Raw genomic sequence first — 21,891 nt, 5'->3', positions numbered from 1 at the left:
TGGGATTTCAATGGAGAGAGCGTCAGCGGGCTATTGGCTGGCGCGTCCACGAAACATAGGAACTTATGGTTAAACCCGTTAGCGCGAATGCCCTCACTTCCGACGACCGTCAGAAAACGAAGTCACGTCGCCGGACAGCGTTGGAAGCTATCGTCGATATCCGGTCGTCGGGCATTGTGTTTCCGCTGATGATCGTGATCGGCTATTGTCTTGTGCCGCTCGTCGTTAGCCTGTTGTTCTTCGACTACCCGTATCTTCTCGAACTCTCGTTCCTTTCGATCATTTCGGCGCTGTGCATTACGCTGGGTTCGATAACGCCGATTTTCGATCCGTTGGTCTCTTCGCACCGCAAACGCCTGGTGTTGAGCGAGAAGGGATTCGTCTGGCCGGTATGGATTGCCTTTGCGTTATTCGCCGTGCTTGCCTGGGCGACCGCCGAACGCATTCCTATTTTGGCGGCCATTGCCGGTGCAGATCCGGCGACATTGGCGGAATTGCGCGAGCGTTTTCTAAAAGCGCGCGAAGGATGGCAGCAGAGTTTTGTCTACATCAATGCGCTTTTTACCGGCGCATTGATTCCTTATTGCCTTGCACGCATGTTCCTTAGCCGCATGCGGGGGCGATGGCTGGGCCTGTTCTTCTTCTTTTTCTATTCCATCAGTTTTCTTGAAAAAGCGTTCTTTCTCAAGGCGCTCATTCCGCTGTTCTATCTGGTCGTCGCGGGACATATCCGATCGCGAATTCGCCCAGGCGTACTGTTGCTCGCCATGGTCGGCCTGGTGCTTTTCATGGCGGTGGTTTCAGGCGCAGGCGAGACAGGGGTGGCATCGACTGTCAGTTTCTTCTCGCCCAACTACGTTCCGTCGAGTCCGCTCGAGCATGTGGTCTGGCGAACGATCGTCATTCCCATGGTGACGGCGGCCGACGGTCTGCGCTTGTTCGATACGCAGTTCAGCGGTTCGCTGCTCGACGGCGCAACCAGCAGTTTTCTTGCCGGCTTGACCGGCCAGGTGCGTATTCCTTTCGAGCAACTGGTCTTTGCATTGCAATGGGGCCAAAACGAGACGGGTACCGGTTCCGCGAATTCGGTTTTTATTATCGAATCGTATGTAAATTTCGGTATTTTGGGCGTCGTTTTCTTCTCGTTGATGGCCGGTTGCATTCTCCGGTTGTTGGTGCGGTCCCATGATGTCGCTGCGGGTGCATGCTGGCTCCTCTTCGCGCTTGGCCTGTATACTGCTGGATTGATCGGGACAATGCTGAGTAACGGCTTCATCGTTCTTTTGATGATCATCGTATTCGTGCGACTTAAGTCGTCGAAACGAATTGATCGCACCGTATAGCGGCAACAGTTTTCTGATTTCAACTTTGAAAATGCAACGAATTCTTATCACTGGCGGCGCTGGCTTCATCGGTACTCATTTGTCGCGGCGTTTGCTGGAACTGGGTTATCAGGTTCGCATTCTCGATCCGCTGACCGCGCAGGTGCACGGCGAAGTGCCGACCGGCGTCGACTGGCTGATGTCGGGCGATGTCGAGTTCATTCGTGGTTCGGTGACGTCTGCCGCCGACTGGAGCCGTGCGCTCGTCGACGTCGACCACATCGTCCACCTGGCCGCCGAGACCGGCACGGGCCAGTCGATGTACGAAGTGGCGCGCTACTGCGAAGTCAATTCGATGGGCACCGCCTTGCTGTTCGACGTGCTGGGCCGCATGCCCGAGCGTCGCGTGCAACGCGTGGTGCTCACGTCGAGCCGCTCGGTGTACGGCGAAGGGGCCTACCGCTGCGACGGTTGCGGCGCGGAGCACGTCTATCCGGGCGCACGTCTGGCCGATCAACTGCGTGCGCACCAGTGGGAGCCGTTGTGCCCGCATTGCGGTGTGCCGCTCGTGGCAGTCGCGACGACCGAGAGCGACGCCGTTCGCCCGGCATCCATCTATGCAGCGACGAAGTTCGCCCAGGAAGATCTGGTGCGTATCGCGTGCGATTCGATGGGTCTGGGTTACGCCATTTTCCGTCTGCAAAACGTGTACGGCGAAGGGCAGTCGCTGAAGAACCCGTATACCGGCATTCTGTCGATTTTCTCCACGCGCATTCGCCGTGGCCTGCAGCTCCCGATCTTCGAAGACGGCAAGGAAACGCGCGATTTCGTGCACGTGGCCGATGTGGTCGAAGCACTGGTGGCGGGCATCCGCTCGGAAACGCCGGCCAACGACGTGCTGAACGTCGGCAGCGGCGTGGGCACGAGCGTGGAAGAGGTCGCGCGCGAGCTGACCGTCGCACTGGGTGGTACGCCCGATGTAAAGGTCACGGGTCAGTTCCGCCTTGGCGACATTCGTCACAATTTTGCGGATGTCTCGCGACTGAACGAACGCCTTGGCGTGAAGCCCCAGGTGTCGCTGAGCGAAGGACTGTCGCGATTCGCCGCATGGGTGAAGACGCAGCCGTTGCCGGAAGACAAGCTGGAGCAAGCCAACAAGGAGTTGGTCGAACGCAAGTTGATGGGTTGACGAACCCGATGCCTTCGACAACGTTTTCCTTAAGGCAATACTTGCGCGCGGATTTGCTGCGATACCGGTTCCTGATGACCGGTGCGCACGTCAACGCGTCCCCGGGCCTCTGGCTGCACATGCTGTCGCCGCGCTTCGCGCCGGTGCTGCTGTGCCGCTGCGCGTTCCGGTTACAGAGCTGGCATTTGGGGCCGCTCGCGAAAATCGTGTCGTTGCTTAACTTCGTGGTCTTCGGCATCGAGATTTCACCGCGTTGCCCGATCGGGAAAGGCGTGTTTTTCCCGCATACGCAGGGCACGGTCATCGGTGCGAAATCGGTCGGTGAGAATGCCACGATCTTCCAGGGCGTGACGCTCGGTGCGAAGGAACTCGACATCGGGTATTCGGAAGACGCACGCCCGGTATTGGGCGACGATGTGATCGTTGGCGCCGGAGCGAAGTTGCTCGGCGGTATCAGTATTGGCCACCGGGCGCGCGTGGGCGCGAATGCCGTGGTGGTGGAATCCGTTCCCGAAGGCGCGCTTGCTGTTGGTGTCCCGGCGAAGGTTGTCATTCCCCGTGACGTTGAAAATGTCTGAATCTCTGCAAGGCAAGCAAGCACTACTGATCGCTCCCCGGTTCTTTGGCTACGATCAGGAAATTCGCGCCGAACTCGAACGGCGTGGTGCCAAGGTGGATGTCCTCGCCGATCGCCCGTTCGATACGCCGTTCATGACCGCAGTGACGCGGTTCCGGCGCGATTGGGTCATCGGGGCGGCAACCCGTCTCTATAAGCAGTCGCTCGAGACCTTCGGGCGCACGCACTACGACCTCATCTTCGTGGTCAACGGGCAGACATTGTCGCCGGAGATGTTGCGATTCCTGCGCGCCGCTTATCCGGGCGCACGATTCGTGCTCTATATGTGGGATTCGATGGACAATCGGGCGGCTGTGCTGCCCAATTTGCCGTTGTTCGACCGCACCCTCTCGTTCGACCGCAAGTCCGCGCAAACCTATGGCATGGTCTTCCGACCATTGTTTTTCTCGTCGGGGTTTGAGCAAACACCGGTTGAATCCGATTCACACGAGTATGATCTGAGTTTTATCGGCACAGCGCATACGGATCGCTGGGCCGTGGCCTCACGCGTAAAGCAGGCGGTGCCGGCGAAGACAAATTGCTTCTTCTACCTGTATCTCCAGGCACCTTGGGTCTACTGGGCGTATCGGGTGACTAACGCCACGATGCGTCAGGCGCCGAAGTCGGATTTCCGCTTCGCACCCGTCGCCAAAAGCGATGTTCAGTCGGTTTTCCGTCGTTCGCTAGGCATTCTCGACATCGAGCACCCCAGCCAGACGGGATTGACGATCCGTACGCTGGAAACGCTCGGCGCGCAGAAAAAACTCGTTACAACGAATCAGCGCATCCGAGATTATGATTTCTACGATGCCAGCAACGTTTGCTGCATCGACCGGCACCGGCCGGAAATTCCTGCGGATTTTCTCACGACTCCGTATCGTGCCAGCGCTCCTGAAATTTACCGAAAGTACAGTATCGCGGGATGGATGGACGAAACACTGGAAGATTGATCCTTGTTTCATGAGGAACGTGTCGAGATGAGAGAACAATGATTAGAGTTTTGGTCACGGGAGGGACGGGATTTGTCGGACAGGTGCTCGTACGGGCGCTGCGTGCGACAGGTCGATTCGATGTCGTCGTCGGTTCGCGCGATGGTCGCGACGGCACCGTCGCAATGGGCGACATCGATGGCAACACGGATTGGCGCGCGGCACTGAGCGGTTGCGACGCGGTCGTGCATCTTGCCGCACGCGCGCACGTCTTACAGGATGCCGCGCAGGATCCGCTCACGGAATTCCGTCGCACGAACACGGACGGCACGCTGAACCTTGCGCGTCAGGCGAGCGAAGCCGGCGTAAAGCGTTTTGTCTTCGTCAGCTCGATCGGCGTGAATGGGGCGCTCGGCAATGCCCGCGGACCGTTCACGGAGCGCGACGCACCGCAGCCGAGCGAGGATTACGCCGTCTCGAAGTGGGAGGCGGAGCAGGGTCTGAAGCGGTTGGAGGGGGAGACGTCCATGGGCGTCGTCGTGGTCCGTCCGCCGCTCGTCTACGGCCCGGGATGTCCCGGCAATTTCCTGAGACTTCTGAAGCTGGTCGCGACCGGTCTGCCGCTGCCCCTTGGGTCGGTGTCCGCGTTGCGCAGCTATGTCGGCGTCGACAATCTCTGCGATTTCCTGCGTGTGTGCATCGAGGATGAGCGTGCGGCTGGCAAGACGTTTGTGATCGCCGACGACAAACCACTGGCGTTGCCGGAGGTATTGCGCGAGCTGGCGTCGGGAATGGGTCGGTCCGCGCGACTTTTGCCGGTGCCGCAAGCATTGTTGCAGGGCGCGGCGACGCTCGCAGGAAAGGGCGCGTTGTACAGCAAATTGTGCGGAAGTCTGGTCGTCGACGCGTCTCTTGCGCGCAACGAACTGGGCTGGCAGGCGCCCGTGACGTCGGGCGCGGGATTGCGCCGCACCGGCGAGTGGTATGCCGGGCAGCACTCGACAAAACAATAACAAGGATACGTAAGCGGGGACGCCCCCGGGCGTGTCGACTTACCCCTCGGAAGAAGCGATGAAGCGTGCGTTTGATTTTATTCTGGCGTTGTCGGCAGGCGTTGTCCTGCTGGTGCCGATGCTGGTCATAGCGATTCTTGTGCGCGTCACGTCGCGCGGGCCGGCTGTGTACTGGTCCGATCGCGTGGGTCGGAAGAACAAGATTTTTCGGATGCCGAAGTTCCGCACGATGTACATCGATACGCCGGCGGTCGCTACGCACTTGTTGAAGGACTCGAAGTCGCATATCACGCCACTGGGTGGCTTCCTGCGCAAGACGAGTCTCGACGAGCTGCCGCAGCTCTGGAGCATTCTGACCGGGGAAATGAGCTTTGTTGGACCGCGCCCCGCGCTATTCAATCAGGACGACCTGATTGCACTGCGCACGGAGCGAGGCGTGGACGTGCTGCGTCCCGGCCTGACCGGCTGGGCGCAGATCAATGGTCGCGACGACTTGCCGATTCCCGTCAAAGTGCAGTTCGACGTGGAGTACATGGAGCGCCGTTCGTTCGTGTTCGACTTCCGAATTCTGGTGCTGACCTTCCTCAAAGTCGTGGTTCGCGAAGGTGTAGCGCACTGATCAGCCGGGACGAAATGTCATGATTCGATACATCGCAGATATGCCTCGCTCGGTGAAGGGCGCCGTGATGCTGGCCGCCGATGCTTTCCTATTGCCGCTTTCCCTGTGGACTGCCATCGGTCTTCGTCTCGATGCGTGGCATTTTCCACAGCTTCATGCGCCGTGGGTCTATTTGCTGACGTCGCTCACCGCGATTCCCATCTTTATCCGAATCGGGTTGTATCGGGCGGTCGTGCGCTATATCGAAGAGCGCGCGCTGCTGATGGTGACCGTTGGGGTCACGCTGTCGATCGGCTTGTTCGTCGGCGTGCTGACGTTGCTGCAACTGGCACCGATTCCGCGCGGCGCATTGGCCATCTACTGGTTCATTTCGGTTTTCTATATTTGTGTCAGCCGCTTTATCGCACGCGCGATCCTGCGGCAGGCCGAAGGATCGCGCGCCATGAATGCGCAGCGAGTCGCCATTTACGGCGCGGGCAGCGCCGGTCGCCAGTTGGCGATGGCACTGCGCGCCGGCGCGCAGTACCGTACGGTCGCTTTCATCGACGACGCACAGCGCATGGAAGGGCTGGAAATCCTGGGCGTGAAAGTCCACTTGAGCGACGCGTTGCCGCATCTGATTGCCCGTTACAACGTCGAACAGGTGCTGCTCGCGATTCCGTCTGCCAGCCGCAGCCGTCGGCACGAGATCATCCGCAAGCTGGAAAAGCTGCAGGTCGAAGTTCGCGTGGTGCCCGGCATGGAGGATCTGGTCGGCGGTGAAGTCCAGCTCTCCGATATCCGGGAAGTCAGCATCGACGAACTGCTCGGCCGGGACGCCGTGCCGCCGGATCAGACGTTGTTGCAAGCCAACATTCGTGGCAAGGCCGTGATGGTCACCGGCGCGGGGGGATCGATCGGCTCGGAATTGTGCCGTCAGATCATCCTGCATCAGCCCAGAATCCTTGTACTTTACGAGCAATCGGAATTCGCGCTGTATTCGGTCGATCAGGAGCTTCAGGGACTGGCATCGCTGCGCCGCTCGACGACACAGGTGATTCCGGTGCTTGGCTCGGTGGCCAACGAGACGCGTCTCACCGACATCATGCGACGCTATGGCATCGAGACGGTCTATCACGCTGCGGCATACAAGCATGTGCCGCTCGTTGAATTCAATCTGACCGAAGGCGTGCTGAACAACACCTTCGGTACGCTCGCTGCCGTCAACGCGGCACTGGCAGCGGACGTCGAATCGTTCGTTCTCATTTCGACCGATAAGGCGGTGCGTCCGACCAATGTGATGGGCGCGTCGAAGCGCTGCGCCGAACTCATCCTGCAGGCGCATTCGGCCGCGGCGACCGGTCGCACCCGCTTCTGCATGGTGCGATTCGGCAACGTGCTGGGGTCTTCCGGCTCGGTCGTGCCGTTGTTCCGCCGCCAGATTCGCGATGGTGGGCCTGTGACGGTCACGCATCCGGACATCACGCGTTACTTCATGACGATCCCGGAAGCGGCGCAGCTGGTCATTCAGGCGGGCGCGATGGGACGCGGCGGCGAGGTCTTCGTGCTCGACATGGGCGAGCCGGTCACCATCGTCGATCTGGCGCGACGCATGATTCACCTGAGCGGTTTTTCGGTGCGCGACGTAGCCAATCCCCACGGCGATATCGAGATCCAGTTCACCGGACTGCGCGCCGGTGAAAAGCTCTACGAGGAATTGCTGATCGGCGATGACACGACCGGCACGGCACATCAGAAGATCATGATGGCCAACGAACACTTCTTCCCGTTGAGCGAACTCAACGGGCTGCTCAGCGGATTGCGCCGCGCTTGCGAGCGAGGCGATCACGCCGCCATCATCGACTATCTGCGACGCTGTGTGTCCGGCTTCAATTACGGCGAGAAGATTCGCGACCACTTGTGCGAAATCACCGGCCCGGGCCTTCCTGCGCCGACGCCCGCTGTGTCCGGCGGCAACGTGGTGCATGTTGCGCCGGTCGCCGACAGGCTTACGCGGCGCAACTAAGCGCGCGGATCGATTTTTTCATTCAGACCCTATTCATGACTTCTTCTATCGCGATGCCCTCGCAAGCGAGCGCCAGCCAGCCCATCGAGACCTGGTTCCTGACTTCCGAATTCGAAGGGCAGCGCGCCGGTAGTTTCCGGCAAGAACGTTGGAGCAAGGTCTTCACCGGTCTGAACTGTCCGGTGCGCGTGTTCAATGTGCAGGGAGCGAATCGCGTACTGGAGAAGACGTTCGATTCGCCGGAGCAAATCGAAGCGTTTCGCGAGGCCGTGATGAACGTGTCGGTGGCCAAGGCGTCGGTGCGCGAAGGCACGGTCATCAACATCATTCGCTTTATCAAGCACACGTTCTTCATCGATCTCTATCTGCCCAACGTCATTGCGCTGTATCGACGCTGCGCGCAGTTGCTGCGGGAGACGCAGGGGAACGTGGTCATCATGGCGTCGTCGCCACCGTTCTCGATGGCCGTCGTGGGGGCCTTGCTCAAGCGCCGGTTTCCGCAGAAGGTGACGTTGTCGGTCGATATGCGCGACGCCTGGGCGCTACACGATTCGCTGGGCGGCAACCGTGGCATCAAGCGTGCCATCGAAGGGGCGGTGCTCCGTCGCGCAGATGCCGTGACCACGGTGTCCTACGGACTGGCCGAAGAATTCGAATCGAATTACGGTGTGAAGGTCGGCACGCTGTTCAATGTCGCAACGCACTATTTCGAGCCGTCGGCACCGCGCGAGATCGACTGGCGTGCGCTGAATCCTGACATCGATCCGAACCGCATCAAGGCCGTCTATACGGGCAGCACACCGATCGGATTCTACGATCTGGATTCGCTCACGCGCGGCATCCGCCAGTTGCGCGAGCGCAACCCGGCGGCGGCCGATCGTCTTCAGGTGATCTTCGTCGGCGCGTGCGCACCGGTGCAGGCGGCGTGGGAAGCACTGGGCGGCGGCAACGACGTGATCTTCGTGCCGCACGTGAATCACCACACGGCGCGCGCAATTCAGCAGAACGCCGACGTGCTGATGTTCCTGGCGTATTTCGCGCCGGGTAACAAGGGCGTGGTCTCGACCAAGATCTTCGAATACATGGCACTGGGCAAGCCGATCTATCCGGTTTCGCTGCACCAGAATTCCGACGTGGACCGTCTGCTCGAAACGTATTGCGCACGGAGCCTCTGCCTGCACACGGCAGACGAAATGACGACGGCGTTCGAGCGCGTCGTCGAACAGGGGGCGAACGAAACGTTGCCGCATATGGACGACCCGCAACGCGTGCGCCCGCTGCTCGACGGATATCGCGATCTCGCCAGAACGCTGCTCGGCAAGGCGCAGGGCCGCGCGTCGTAAGGCTGTAAGCGGGCGCAGGGCGTCCGCTTATGCAAGCCGCTTTCATGGATTGATGCGCCGCAGCGGCGCAGACCCGACAATCGCGTCGGGTGGTCAGAATTGACTTGACTCCGGGAAGCCAGCGTCTAGCCTAGAGAAGGTGCGCCGCGCGCGACCGTGCGGCGAGCCGTCGAGGCATGTCATGGCCCTGCCCATCCTCCTGATCGTCGTTGTCGCTGCGGCGCTCGCGTTTCATTTCTGGAGTCCGTGGTGGCAGACCCCGCTGGCGTCGAACTGGCACCAGATGGACGACACCCTCACCCTTACGCTGGTGATCACCGGCGTAGCCTTCGTCGTCATCAATCTTTTCGTTGCATGGGCGATTTTTCGCTACCGCCATCGCGACGGGCACCGTGCGGCGTATCAACCTCATAACCGACGTCTCGAATTCTGGCTGATCGGCATTACGACGGTCGGCATCGTCGCGATGCTCGCGCCGGGACTATTCGTCTACGCGAAGCTGATCGACGCGCCAAAGGACGCCCATGTCGTCGAAGTCGTCGGCCAGCAATGGCAGTGGCGCTTCCGTCTGCCGGGGCCGGACGGGCGGCTCGGCACGTCGGATCCCAGCTACGTCACCGCCGACAATCCGCTAGGTCTGAACCCCAAGGATCCGGCGAATCAGGACAATCGCATCGTCGACGCGCCCGAGCTGCACCTGCTCGTCGGCCAGCCGGTGAAATTGCTGCTGCGCGCCAAAGACGTGCTTCACGACTTCTACGTTCCCCCGTTTCGCACGCGGATGAACATGGTCCCGGGCATGGTCACGCAGATGTGGCTCACACCGACCCGCACCGGACGCTTCGACATCCTCTGCGCCCAGCTATGCGGCGTGGGTCACGCCAACATGCGTGGTGTGGTGGTCGTGGACGACAAGCCCGCCTACGACGCCTGGGTGGCCAAGCTCCCCACCTTTGCTGCACTGCAAACGAAGCACGCCGGGGCGGGCGCGCTGGACCCGCTCGCCGCGAAGGGTAAGTTGCTAGCGCAAGCCAAAGGATGCGCCGGTTGCCATTCGGTGGACGGTTCGGCAGGCGTCGGCCCGACCTGGCACGGGCTTTACGGGAAGACGGAGACGTTTCAGGATGGCAGTTCAGCGCACGTCGACGACGCTTATCTCACCGAATTCATCCGCAACCCGACGGCACGCGTGCCCAAGGGCTTCGCCCCGATCATGCCTAAACTGGAACTCAGCGACGACGATCTGAAGGCGCTCATCGCCTACATCCGGACGCTGAGCGCCCAACCGGCGGCGCAGCCCGGGGCGCCAGCGCCGTCCACGCCGACCACGCCGACCACGCCGTCTGCTTCATCCGACACACCTCATTCGTCCGCCATGCCCAAACCTGTCCGACATCTCGCTATTGCGCTCACCGCCGCTGCCCTGGCGGCTGCCGTCGTCCCCGCGCAGTCTTCGCCCCGCACCGAAACGCCCGTGATGCTGCTCGCGCAGAACACGCTTCAGTCGCCGCGCCCGCCGGTGCAATACGCACCGCTGACGCCATCCGCACCTGGCAACCAGACGAATCAGGGCACACAGCCGCCGTCACAGCCTGCGCGCCGCCAAGGGGGCACGCCGGGGTTGCCGTTGCAGAACGATCCGAACACATACGCCCCGCCGCTGGCGATCCCGCCGCGGCAGTCCACCGGTCCGCAATCGTCGGGACCGGCGCAACCGAGTGTGCCGATGATCAGACCGGCGCCATAGCCCGACGCGCGTCGCAAAGCGCCACGCGCGGGCCGCACCGGCAACAAAGGGAGACAACGTCATGACTGGCAATGCCGAGAATGCCGACGGTTCCACCCATGCCGGTGCCCACGGCGACCATGGTGGTTATGGTGGGCACGACGGCCCGCAGAGTTTCTGGACGAAGTACGTCTGGAGCCAGGACCACAAGGTGATCGCCGTGCAGTACGCCTGCACCGCCATTGCCGTCGGACTGGTCGGGCTGGTGCTGTCTAACCTCATGCGTCTGCAACTGGGTTTCCCCGGCAAATTCTCGTTCATCGACGCCAGTCACTACTATCAGTACGTCACCATGCACGGCATGATCATGGTGATCTATCTGCTCACAGCGCTCTTCCTCGGCGGTTTCGGCAACTACCTGATTCCGCTGATGGTCGGCGCGCGCGACATGGTTTTCCCGTTCCTGAACATGCTCAGTTACTGGGTGTATCTGCTGGCCGTGATCGTGTTGATGGTGAGCTTCTTCGTGCCCGGCGGTCCGACCGGTGCAGGCTGGACACTCTATCCACCGCAAGCCATCCTGCCCGGCACACCGGGCACCGAGTGGGGCATCGTGCTCATGCTCGTCTCTCTGCTGATCTTCATCGTCGCGGCGACGATGGGCGGCCTGAACTACGTCACCACGGCCTTGCAGGCGCGCACCGAAGGCTTGACGTTGTTGCGCATGCCGCTCACCGTGTGGGGCATCGTGATGGCGACGGTGCTGGCGCTGCTCGCCTTCCCGGCGCTGTTCGTCTCCGGCGTGATGATGCTGCTCGACAAGACGCTGCACACGAGCTTCTTCATGCCTGCGGTGGTGTCGATGGGACAGCCGCTCGATTATCGCGGCGGCAGTCCGCTGCTGTTTCAGCATCTCTTCTGGTTCTTCGGCCACCCCGAGGTCTACATCGTCGCGTTGCCTGCGTTCGGCATCGTGTCCGATCTCATCAGCGTTCACGCGCGCAAGAACATCTTCGGCTACCGCATGATGGTCTGGGCGATTCTCGCCATCGGCGTGCTGTCGTTCGTCGTGTGGGCGCACCACATGTTCATCAGTGGCATGAATCCGTACTTCGGATTTCTGTTTGCGACGACCACGCTCATCATCGCGATCCCGACTGCGATCAAGGTCTACAACTGGGTACTCACGCTCTGGCGTGGCGACATCCATCTGACCGTGCCGATGCTGTTCGCCATCGGCTTCATCAGCACGTTCGTGATCGGTGGACTGACCGGGCTGTTCCTCGGCAACGTGAGTGTGGACATGCCGCTGTCGAACACCTATTTCGTCGTCGCGCACTTTCACATGGTGATGGGCGTCGCCCCCTTGCTGGTGGTCTTCGGCGGGATCTACCACTGGTATCCGCTGGTCACCGGCAGACGGCTGAACGACCGCCTCGGTCAGTGGCACTTCTGGATCACGTTCCTCGGCACTTACGCGATCTTTTTCCCGATGCATTACCTCGGCATTCTCGGCATGCCGCGACGCTACTACGAGTTCCAGAACTACAGCTTCATCCCCGAGTCCGCGCACACGATGAACACCTACATCTCGGTCGCCGCGTTCTTCGTCGCGCTGGGGCAGTTGTTGTTCCTGTTCAACCTCGCGTGGAGTGTGCGACACGGCAAACCGGCCGGTCTGAATCCGTGGCGCGCGGCGTCGCTCGAATGGCAGACACCGCATGCGCCACCCGGCCACGGCAACTGGGGCGCGGTGTTGCCGACGACATATCGCTGGCCCTATGAATACAGCGTGCCGGGCGACATCGACGATTTCGTGCCGCAGAATCTCGCCCCCGATCCGCGACGTCCCGCCACGCTGGTGGATGGCGACTCGGCGGCGCTGCACGGCGGTGGCGGCAAAGCACCGCCTTCGCCCGATGCCCCGAAAGGAGCGACACCATGAGGCCCGTTCCGTCGTGGCCGCCGATGCCACCGGATGGCATTCCCGGCGGCGTTCCCGTGATGCAACCGCGTCGACGTGCGGCGTCGCAGGTGGCGCTTTGGTGGCTCATGGGCGTGATCGGCATGTTGTTTGCGCTGATGCTCGTGGCGTACGTCATGCGCATGAGCCTTGGCGACTGGCGTCCGTTGCCGCCCGTCAATGCGCTGTGGGTCAACACAGGCGTGCTGGCGGCGGCGTGCATCGTGATGCAGTCGGCAGCGTCGCAGGCAAAGCGAGGTGAACTACGACGCTCGCGGCGCGACTGGGCACTCGCCGGTGCGCTCGCACTCGCGTTCATTGCCGGACAACTCTGGGTATGGCGCGATCTCGCGCTGCGTCGCTACGGCGTGTCGGGCAACCCGGCCAACAGCTTCTTCTACTTGCTGACAGGGCTGCACGCGCTGCATCTGATCGGCGGTGTGGTGGCGTGGGCGTTGCTGATTCCGCGTCGTGTGACGCACACCACACGGGCCAGACGTCTCTCGCTCACCGCACAGTACTGGCATTTCCTGTTTGTGTTGTGGGTGGTGCTGTTCGCGGCCATCGTCAATCTCACGCCGGAGATCGCGCAGCGTTTGTGCGGCACCGGCGTTGCGCCGTAAGTCCATACATCGGCCCGGCCAGGAGACGCCCCGTGAATACGCCATCGTCCACCCCATCCTCCGCTGCGTCTGCCATCACACCGCCTGACGGCTGGCGCGGCGTCGTCACCGACTGGTCCGGCGACCGCGCCACGTTCCGTGTGCCGTGGGGCAAGGCGATGATGTGGATCTTCCTGCTCTCGGACACCTTTGTGTTCAGCAGCTTCCTGATCGGCTACATGACGGTGCGCATGTCGACTACTGCACCGTGGCCGAATCCGGCGGAGATCTTTGCGCTCAACGTGGGCGGACATCCGGTGCCGCTCCTGCTCATTGCGATCATGACGTTCGTGCTCATCACGAGCAGCGGCACGATGGCGATGGCGGTGAATTACGCCTACCGGCGCGACCGCGACAAGACCGCAGCGTGCATTCTCGCGACGGCGTATTTCGGCATCGCCTTCGTCGGCATGCAAGCCTTCGAATGGACGAACCTGATCGTGCACGAAGGCATTCGTCCGTGGGGCAATTCGATGGGGGCGGCGCAGTTCGGCGCGTGCTTCTTCATGATCACGGGGTTTCACGGGCTGCATGTCAGCGCGGGCGTGATCTATTTGCTGACCGTCATGCGTAAAGTGCTCAACGGCACGCTGGAGCGACGCGGCAATTACGAACTGGTGGAGATCGCGGGCCTGTACTGGCACTTCGTCGATCTCGTGTGGGTGTTCATCTTTGCGCTGTTTTATCTCTGGTAGGAGGCGCGATGGAATCCTCTGCGGCAGCGACGCAAAGTGCCGGTCACACCGGCCAACAACACGCAGTCGGCCTCTACCTGAAGGTATGGGGGCTGTTGTTCGTGCTCTCGACGTTCTCGTATCTCGTCGACTACGCGAATCTCCAGGGCTATCTGCGATGGGGATTGATTCTCGCGCTGATGATCGCCAAGGCGGGTCTCATCGTCGCGGTGTTCATGCACATGCGATGGGAGCGGCTCGCGCTCGTCTACGCCATTCTGATTCCGCCGTTGGCGCTGCTAGTGCTGATGTCGCTGATGGCGTCGGAGGCGGACTTCACGTTCGTCACGCGGCTGGCGCACTTTCACTGAGTGGCATAGCGATTCGTTAGCGACGTCGGCAACGTCGGCAACGTCGGCAACGTCAGCAACGTCAGCAACGTCAGCAACGTCAGCAACGTCGGCGCCTCACAGCAATTCCACCAACCGCCGGTCGCTCTTCTGACAGTACTCCGCACATGCGGCGCGCGCGGCGGTGCCCGCACCGTGCACGAACAGCGGCGCATCGGCACGGCGCGACATCGACACCACGATGGACGGCGGCGCTGGCTGCAAGGGCAACTCGACGACTTCCCCGTTGGCGATCAACGCGTCGACGAACAGACGCGGAATTGCGGCGACGCCGAACCCGTCGCGCACCAGTTGCACGATCACGGCAATCGACGGCGAGCCGGTAATGCGCGTCTCGGACAGCGGCACGCCGTGCACGCCGGCCAGCTTGGCCACGATGTCTTCCAGCGCGCGATGCGGCGCGGTCCCGCGTCCGTAGGTCAGGATTGGATGCTGTAAGACTTGCTTCGCGAGCCCGCTGCGCGTGTTCGGAAACATCCCCTTGCGCGCAATCCAGTGCACCGGATAGTTGGCGAGTGCGTTGCACACCACGCTGCTGTCGTCGCTGCCTTCCACACGAATGATGAGGTCGAGTTCGTCGGCCATGAGACGCCGCTGCAACTGCACGGAGACGTCGACCGTCAGCTCGACTTCGAGCGTCGGATAGTCGGCGGCGAGGCGTCGCAGATAGTTCGGCAGCCAGCTGTGCACGACCGTCTCGATCACCCCCAAACGCAGCCGTCCTCGCAACGTGCTTTCCCCGGACGCCGCCGCCTGCAAACGACGCGCAGCCTCCACCACCGCCTTCGCATAGCCCAGCAGGTATTCCCCGTTCGGTGTGAGTCGAAACTCGCGGCTGTCGCGGTCGACAAGCTCGGTCTTCAACTCCTCTTCCAGCACCTTGAGCCGCTGCGAGATGGCCGCAGGCGTCGCATGCAACGCCGTGGCCGTTGCGCGAAAGTTGCGCAGCTTGGCGAGCGTGACGAAGGTTTCGAGAAAGCGCGTGTTCATGGGGCTCCGTGAGCGTCGATGGACCGGGAGGGGGCGGGAAGCGGCCCAAAGTCTGCGACGCAAGGTGTGCAGTGTGCTGAACGGTGCAGTGAAAATAAATGCAACGGACCTCGGGAAAACCCCCGAGGTCGTTAAGAAATTCTATACACAGAGGCGAACAAAAACTCGTTAGCGGCAACTTTTTTTTCTTCCTATGCTTCTCCCATCCGATGCCGCATTGGCGTCTCCCCCTCAAGCTGGATCTGCCATGAACCACCGAGCCACCCCGCACGACTTCACTTCGCAACGCGACACCATTACGCCATACGAATTTCGTCAGGCCGTGCGCTCGGCGCAGTTCCGTGGGCCGACCGCTGGCTATTGCGGCGACTTTGCACAGGCGAATCTCGCTATCGTGCCGGTAGCGCATGCGCACGATTTCCTGCGCTTCTGCCAGAGCAATCCGAAGGCGTGTCCGCTGCTGGGCGTTGGTGAGCCCGGACAATGGCACGTGCCCGCGCTGGGCCGCGAAGTCGATATCCGCACCGACGTGCCGGGCTACAACGTCTATCGCGACGGCAAGCTCGACGCCCAGGTCGATAACCTCGCCGAGTTCTGGCAGAGCGACTTCGTGGTGTTCGCCATTGGCTGCTCGTTCTCGTTCGAGGACATGCTGGCCAAGGCGGGCATTCCGCTGCGTCACGTGGATGAGGGCCGCAACGTGCCGATGTACCGCACCAACATCGCGAATCAGCGCGCCGGTAAGTTCGGTGGCGAACTGGTCGTGTCGATGCGGCCGATGAAGGGCGCAGACGCCATTCGCGCTGTCCAGATCACGAGCCGCTTTCCCGGCGTGCACGGCGCGCCGATCCATATCGGCGACCCGTCGGCGCTGGGCATTGCGGACTTGGCGAAACCGGACTTCGGCGACGCCGTGACGATTCGCGACGGTGAGCTGCCCGTGTACTGGGCTTGTGGCGTCACGCCGCAAACGGCGCTCATGGGCGCAAAGCTGCCGCTCGCGATCGGGCATCGTCCCGGCTACATGCTGATGACGGATATCACGAACGCGTCGCTGGCCGTCTTCTGAAGTCATTCAGGACCCGCAATACCCGCATCACTCGCACCACCCGGCATTAACGAATCAGCAAAAGAACCGCGCCATAAAGGGCTGCGGCGGGAGAGGTATTGCCCGCCGGTGACGACTTACGCCTGTCGGATGAGCGCGGCCCGAGTGCATCACACGGCAAGTCAGGACATCACCGGAGTCTTATTCTCATGGAAAGCAAAACCCCCCTCGCGCCCCCCGTAGGCACAGATTCCTCTGCGCCCGCCGAAGCGGGCGGTAGCCTGTTCGGCTGGTACGGCGACGCCACACCGCGCGAGAAGCGCGCGTTCTGGAGCTGCAAGGTCGGCTACATGCTCGACGGCATGGACACCCAGATGCTGAGCTTCGTCATCCCGACGCTGATCGCCACGTGGGGCATCAGCCTCGCCGACGCGGGCTTCATCGGCACACTCACGCTGCTTGCCTCGGCCCTCGGCGGCTGGGTCGCGGGCATCCTCTCGGATCGCATCGGCCGCGTGCGCACGCTGCAACTCACGGTGCTGTGGTTCGCCGTGTTCACCGGGCTGTGCGGCCTCGCACAGAACTACCATCAACTGCTCGCCGCGCGTGCGCTCATGGGCTTCGGCTTCGGCGGCGAATGGACGGCGGGCGCTGTGCTCATCGGCGAAGTCATCCGTGCTCGGGACCGCGGCAAAGCTGTGGGTCTCGTGCAATCGGGCTGGGCCATCGGTTGGGGGCTAACGGCCATCCTTTACTCGGTGCTGTTCTCGCTGATGCCGGGCGAACTGGCATGGCGTGCGCTGTTCCTGATCGGGCTGCTGCCTGCACTGCTCGTGCTGTTCATCCGCCGCTATGTGCAGGAGCCGGAGGTGTACCAGAAGGAGAAGGCCAAGCAGACGAAGTCGGAAGACGCGCCCGGCATGACCGCCATCTTCAGCCCGGCGCTGCTCTCCACGACGATTCGCGCTGCATTGCTCACGACCGGCGCACAAGGTGGCTACTACGCCATCACGACCTGGCTGCCGACGTTCCTGAAGACGGAGCGCCACCTCACCGTGATGGGCACCGGCGGCTATCTCGCGATGATCATCTTCGGCTCGTGGGTCGGCTACCTCGCGAGTTCGTATCTGACGGACCGTCTTGGCCGTAAGCCGAACTTCATTCTGTTCGCTGTGGGCTCGATGGTGATTGCGTTCTCGTACACCTCGCTGCCGCTGACCGATAGCGCGATGTTCTGGCTCGGCTTCCCGCTCGGCTTCTTCGCATCGGGCATCTTCAGCGGCATGGGCGCGTTCCTGACCGAGTTGTTCCCCACGCGGGTTCGCGGCTCAGGGCAAGGCTTTTGCTACAACGTCGGCCGTGCCGTCGGCGCACTGTTCCCGTTCCTGATCGGCATGCTCTCGAAGGAATACGGCCTGGGCACGACCATCGGCATCTTCGCCGGTGTGGCCTACGGCGTGCTGATCATCGCAGCACTCACGCTGCCCGAGACGCGCGGTCGCGAACTCGAATCGCTTGAAACCACCACGCACTGATCGACTGACGCAAGGCGGTGCCCCGCGCACCGCCTGTCATCGCCACGTTATCGCCGCGTTATCGCTTCTCGCCTGATCCCCTGACTGACACCCCCCGTTTTGCGAATGACATCATGACGAACGCTCTCACGCCCTCCGCCCAAAACCGCGCACCCGCGCATCAGACCGCGTCGCGCTGGCAGTTCTGGATCGACCGTGGCGGCACCTTCACCGATATCGTGGCGCGCCGCCCGGACGGCACGCTCGTCACGCACAAGTTGCTCTCGGAGAACCCGGAGCAGTACCGCGACGCAGCCGTCGCGGGCATCCGGCACCTGCTGGGGCTGAGCGCCGATGAGCCGATCACGCCCGATCTCGTCGATATGGTGAAGATGGGCACGACCGTAGCGACCAACGCCTTGCTCGAACGCAAGGGCGAACCGCTGGCGCTCGTCACGACGCACGGCTTTCGCGACGCACTGCGCATCGCGTATCAGAATCGCCCGCGACTGTTCGATCTCGACATCGCACTGCCCGAAGCGCTGTACGCCGACGTCGTGGAAATCGACGAGCGTGTGGGTGCGCACGGCGAAGTCGTTCGCGAGCTGGATGTGGTGTCCGCCCGTAGTGCGCTCGAAGCGCTTTACGCGAAGGGTATCCGCGCGATGGCCATCGTGCTGATGCATGGCTACCGCTATCAGGCCCATGAGAAGACGCTCGCCGCGATGGCGCGCGACATCGGCTTCACGCAAGTCTCCGTCTCACACGAAGTCTCGCCGCTGATGAAGCTGGTCTCGCGCGGCGACACCACCGTGGTGGACGCGTATCTGTCGCCGATCCTGCGCCGGTACGTCGAACAGGTGGCGAAGGAAATGCCGGGCGTGAATCTGCAATTCATGCAGAGCAGCGGTGGCCTCACGCGCGCCGACAACTTCCAGGGCAAGGACGCGATTCTTTCCGGTCCCGCAGGCGGCATCGTCGGCATGGTACGTGCGTCGAGCGCAGCGGGCTTCGAGCGCGTGATCGGTTTCGACATGGGCGGCACGTCGACGGACGTCTCGCACTACAACGGCGAGTTCGAGCGCGTGTTCGAGACGCAGGTCGCCGGGGTGCGCATGCGTGCGCCGATGATGAGCATTCACACGGTGGCGGCGGGGGGCGGCTCGGTGTTGTCGTTCGACGGCACGCGCCTGCGCGTTGGGCCGGAGTCGGCGGGCGCGAACCCCGGTCCGGCGGCGTATCGTCGCGGTGGCCCGCTCGCGGTCACGGACTGCAACGTCATGCTCGGGAAGATTCAACCCGCGCACTTCCCGAAGGTCTTCGGTCCGCACGCCAACGAACCGCTCGACCGCGACGTCGTGGTCGCGAAGTTCACGGCACTGGCCGCCGAGATCGAGAAGGCGACGGGCCGCCGTCAGACCCCCGAGGCGCTCGCCGAGGGCTTCCTCGACATCGCCATCGGCGCGATGGCCAACGCCATCAAGAAAATCTCCGTGCAGCGCGGTCACGACGTGAGCCGCTATGTGCTGACGACGTTCGGCGGCGCGGGCGGTCAGCACGCATGCGGTGTGGCCGACGCGCTCGGCATGACCCAGGTCTTCGCTCATCCGCTCGCGGGCGTGCTGTCGGCCTACGGCATGGGTCTGGCCGACCAGACGGCGATGCGCGAACGCATGATCGAAGCGCCGCTGGCTGATGACGGTCTTGTGGCCCTCGAAGACGCGCTCGGCGCGCTGGCCGACGATGCGGTGAATGCGCTCCTGTCGCAGGGCGTGCCACCGTCGCGTATCGAGACGGTGCGCCGCGTGCACGTGCGTTATGCGGGCACGGACTCGGCCATCGCCGTGCCGTTCGGCAGCGTGGCGCAGATGCGCGACGCGTTCGAAGCCGCGTACCGTCAGCGCTATTCGTTCCTGATGGACGGGGCGGCGCTGATCGTCGAAGTGGCATCGGTCGAGGCCATCGGACTGTCGGATGCGCCGGTCGACATTGCCCCGCTCGAAGCACGCACGTCCGGTGCGCCGCAAGCCATCGATCAGGTGAAGCTCTACGCCGCTGGCACGTGGCACGACGCGGCGCTGTTCGAGCGCGACACGCTGCTCGCGGGCGACACCCTCGACGGTCCCGCCATCGTGGCGGAGAAGAGCGGCACGACGGTCGTGGAGCCGGGCTGGCAGGCGCAGATGACCGGGCAGGGCAACCTCGTGCTCACGCGCGTGGTGCCCCGGGAGACACAGCGCGGACTCGGCACGCAGGCCGATCCGGTGCGCCTTGAAATCTTCAACAATCTCTTCATGTCGATTGCCGAGCAGATGGGGTTGCGTCTGCAAAACACGGCGTACTCGGTGAACATCAAGGAGCGTCTGGACTTCTCGTGCGCGCTGTTCGACCGTGACGGCAACCTCATCGCCAACGCACCGCACATGCCGGTCCATCTGGGATCGATGGGCGAGAGCATCAAGACGGTGATCGAGCGCAATCGCGGGCGCATGCGCGAGGGTGACGTCTTCATGCTTAACGACCCGTATCACGGCGGTACGCACTTGCCGGACGTCACTGTCATCACGCCAGTGTTCGTCAAAGATGACGACGGTGCATCGGGTTCACGTGTGGCGGAGCCGCTGTTCTACGTCGGATCGCGTGGCCATCACGCGGATATCGGCGGGATCACGCCGGGCTCGATGCCGCCGGATTCCACGCACGTCGAAGAAGAGGGCGTGCTGATCGACAACTGGCAACTCGTGGCCGCAGGCGAGCTGCGCGACCGTGAGACACGCGAGCTGCTCGGCGGCGCACGCTACCCGGCGCGCAACATCGACCAGAACATGGCCGATCTGCGCGCGCAGGTGGCGGCGAACCAGAAGGGCGTGGACGAGCTGCGCCGCATGGTGAACGACTTCGGGCGCGACGTCGTACTCGCGTACATGGGGCACGTGCAGGACAACGCCGAAGCGGCGGTGCGTCGCGTGATCGGAGCGCTGGGCGACGGGCACTACCGCTATCCGCTCGACAACGGGGCGGTCATCGACGTGACGATTCGTGTCGATCAGGCGTCGAGAAGCGCCACCATCGATTTCACCGGTACGTCGGCGCAACTGCCGAACAACTTCAACGCCCCGCGTGCGGTGTGCATGGCGGCGGTGCTGTATGTCTTCCGCACACTTGTGGACGACGACATCCCGCTCAACGCAGGCTGTCTGAAACCGCTCACGGTGATCGTGCCGGAGGGGTCGATGCTCAACCCCGTGTATCCGGCGGCAGTGGTGTCGGGCAACGTGGAGACGTCGTCGGCGATCACCAACGCGCTTTATGGTGCGCTCGGCAGCGTGGCTTCGAGCCAGGGCACGATGAACAACTTCACCTTCGGCAACGAGACGTACCAGTACTACGAGACCATCTCGGGCGGCAGCGGGGCGGGCAACGGCTTCAACGGTTCGGATGCTGTGCAGACGCACATGACGAACTCGCGTCTGACCGATCCGGAAGTGCTGGAGTGGCGCTATCCGGTGCGTCTCGAGAGTCATCGCATTCGTGCGGGGTCGGGCGGCAGCGGACGCTGGCAAGGCGGTAACGGCGCGGTGCGACGCATTCGCTTCCTCACACCGATGACGGCGTCGATTCTCTCCAACAATCGTGTGCACGCACCGTTCGGTGCACAGGGCGGTGGGACGGGCGCTCTGGGTGCCAACTACGTTGAACGCGTAGACGGTTCGCGCGAGGAGTTGGCACACATCGGACGCACGCAGATGCAGCCGGGCGACATCTTTGTCGTGGAGACGCCGGGAGGCGGTGGCTTCGGGCAGGCGTGAAGCCGAAGGCTCGATCTAAAGTCGCGTGACCGGAACGTCCCGCCGGATAAGGGGCTGCG

The 21,891-nt window shown here is 62.6% G+C and carries 16 protein-coding genes and 1 pseudogene; 16 read left to right on the top strand and 1 reads right to left on the bottom strand.

Going from position 1 to position 21,891, the window contains the following annotated elements; all coding sequences use genetic code 11:
- Positions 1-65: 65 nt before the first annotated feature.
- The 13 genes and pseudogenes from PCO31010_RS06660 (at position 66) to PCO31010_RS06600 (ending at position 14,432) form a co-directional block, all read left to right on the top strand.
- Positions 66-1,343, top strand: a complete 1,278-nt coding sequence (locus PCO31010_RS06660) for an oligosaccharide repeat unit polymerase (RefSeq protein WP_150663595.1) — start codon at positions 66-68, stop codon at positions 1,341-1,343.
- A 31-nt stretch (positions 1,344-1,374) separates the two neighbouring features.
- Positions 1,375-2,511: an NAD-dependent epimerase/dehydratase family protein gene (locus PCO31010_RS06655; RefSeq protein ID WP_150663594.1), complete on the top strand. Its 1,137-nt coding sequence runs from the start codon at positions 1,375-1,377 to the stop codon at positions 2,509-2,511.
- Positions 2,430-3,089, top strand: a complete 660-nt coding sequence (locus PCO31010_RS06650) for a serine O-acetyltransferase (RefSeq protein WP_246184491.1) — start codon at positions 2,430-2,432, stop codon at positions 3,087-3,089. The genes PCO31010_RS06655 and PCO31010_RS06650 overlap by 82 nt, the downstream gene beginning before the upstream one ends.
- On the top strand, positions 3,082-4,077 hold the full coding sequence (locus PCO31010_RS06645; protein WP_150663593.1) for a WaaS/CpsH family glycosyltransferase: 996 nt from the start codon (positions 3,082-3,084) through the stop codon (positions 4,075-4,077). Before PCO31010_RS06650 ends, PCO31010_RS06645 begins: the two co-directional genes overlap by 8 nt.
- A gap of 38 nt (positions 4,078-4,115) precedes the next feature.
- Positions 4,116-5,069 (top strand): NAD-dependent epimerase/dehydratase family protein, encoded by a 954-nt coding sequence (locus tag PCO31010_RS06640; protein WP_150663592.1) that lies wholly within the window; start codon positions 4,116-4,118, stop codon positions 5,067-5,069.
- A 58-nt stretch (positions 5,070-5,127) separates the two neighbouring features.
- Positions 5,128-5,688: a sugar transferase gene (locus tag PCO31010_RS06635; RefSeq protein ID WP_150663591.1), complete on the top strand. Its 561-nt coding sequence runs from the start codon at positions 5,128-5,130 to the stop codon at positions 5,686-5,688.
- A 19-nt stretch (positions 5,689-5,707) separates the two neighbouring features.
- Positions 5,708-7,693 (top strand): polysaccharide biosynthesis protein, encoded by a 1,986-nt coding sequence (locus tag PCO31010_RS06630; RefSeq protein WP_150663590.1) that lies wholly within the window; start codon positions 5,708-5,710, stop codon positions 7,691-7,693.
- A gap of 35 nt (positions 7,694-7,728) precedes the next feature.
- Positions 7,729-9,036: a glycosyltransferase gene (locus PCO31010_RS06625; RefSeq protein WP_150663589.1), complete on the top strand. Its 1,308-nt coding sequence runs from the start codon at positions 7,729-7,731 to the stop codon at positions 9,034-9,036.
- A 181-nt stretch (positions 9,037-9,217) separates the two neighbouring features.
- A pseudogene (locus PCO31010_RS06620) lies at positions 9,218-10,345 on the top strand (cytochrome c oxidase subunit II); the annotation flags it as partial.
- Positions 10,346-10,844: 499 nt separating this feature from the next.
- The gene (locus PCO31010_RS06615) at positions 10,845-12,707 is read left to right on the top strand and encodes a cytochrome c oxidase subunit I (RefSeq protein WP_150663587.1); all 1,863 of its coding nucleotides are present in this window, start codon (positions 10,845-10,847) and stop codon (positions 12,705-12,707) included.
- Complete coding sequence (locus PCO31010_RS06610; RefSeq protein ID WP_150663586.1) at positions 12,704-13,348, top strand: cytochrome c oxidase subunit 3; 645 nt, start codon at positions 12,704-12,706, stop codon at positions 13,346-13,348. Before PCO31010_RS06615 ends, PCO31010_RS06610 begins: the two co-directional genes overlap by 4 nt.
- A gap of 32 nt (positions 13,349-13,380) precedes the next feature.
- On the top strand, positions 13,381-14,082 hold the full coding sequence (locus tag PCO31010_RS06605) for a heme-copper oxidase subunit III family protein (RefSeq protein ID WP_150663585.1): 702 nt from the start codon (positions 13,381-13,383) through the stop codon (positions 14,080-14,082).
- Between the two features lie 8 nt (positions 14,083-14,090).
- Positions 14,091-14,432: a cytochrome C oxidase subunit IV family protein gene (locus PCO31010_RS06600; RefSeq protein ID WP_039393862.1), complete on the top strand. Its 342-nt coding sequence runs from the start codon at positions 14,091-14,093 to the stop codon at positions 14,430-14,432.
- Positions 14,433-14,528: 96 nt separating this feature from the next.
- Here the strand turns inward: PCO31010_RS06600 and PCO31010_RS06595 are convergent, their stop codons facing one another.
- On the bottom strand, positions 14,529-15,461 hold the full coding sequence (locus tag PCO31010_RS06595; protein WP_150663584.1) for a LysR family transcriptional regulator: 933 nt from the start codon (positions 15,459-15,461) through the stop codon (positions 14,529-14,531).
- Positions 15,462-15,708: 247 nt separating this feature from the next.
- On the opposite strand from PCO31010_RS06595, the gene PCO31010_RS06590 reads away from it, so the two are divergent.
- The 3 genes from PCO31010_RS06590 to PCO31010_RS06580 all read left to right on the top strand — a co-directional run bounded on the left by PCO31010_RS06590 (position 15,709) and on the right by PCO31010_RS06580 (position 21,832).
- On the top strand, positions 15,709-16,530 hold the full coding sequence (locus tag PCO31010_RS06590; RefSeq protein ID WP_281357709.1) for a putative hydro-lyase: 822 nt from the start codon (positions 15,709-15,711) through the stop codon (positions 16,528-16,530).
- 188 nt (positions 16,531-16,718) lie between these two features.
- Entirely contained in the window at positions 16,719-18,044 is a 1,326-nt protein-coding gene (locus PCO31010_RS06585; protein ID WP_150663583.1) for an MFS transporter, read from the top strand.
- A 113-nt stretch (positions 18,045-18,157) separates the two neighbouring features.
- Positions 18,158-21,832 (top strand): hydantoinase B/oxoprolinase family protein, encoded by a 3,675-nt coding sequence (locus PCO31010_RS06580; protein WP_150663582.1) that lies wholly within the window; start codon positions 18,158-18,160, stop codon positions 21,830-21,832.
- Positions 21,833-21,891: the final 59 nt, after the last annotated feature.

The organism is Pandoraea commovens, assembly GCF_902459615.1.
In the GTDB taxonomy this organism is placed as follows: Bacteria; Pseudomonadota; Gammaproteobacteria; order Burkholderiales; family Burkholderiaceae; genus Pandoraea; species Pandoraea commovens.
Note: the sequence above shows the minus strand (reverse complement) of the source record. Positions and strands in the feature narration are given on the sequence as shown.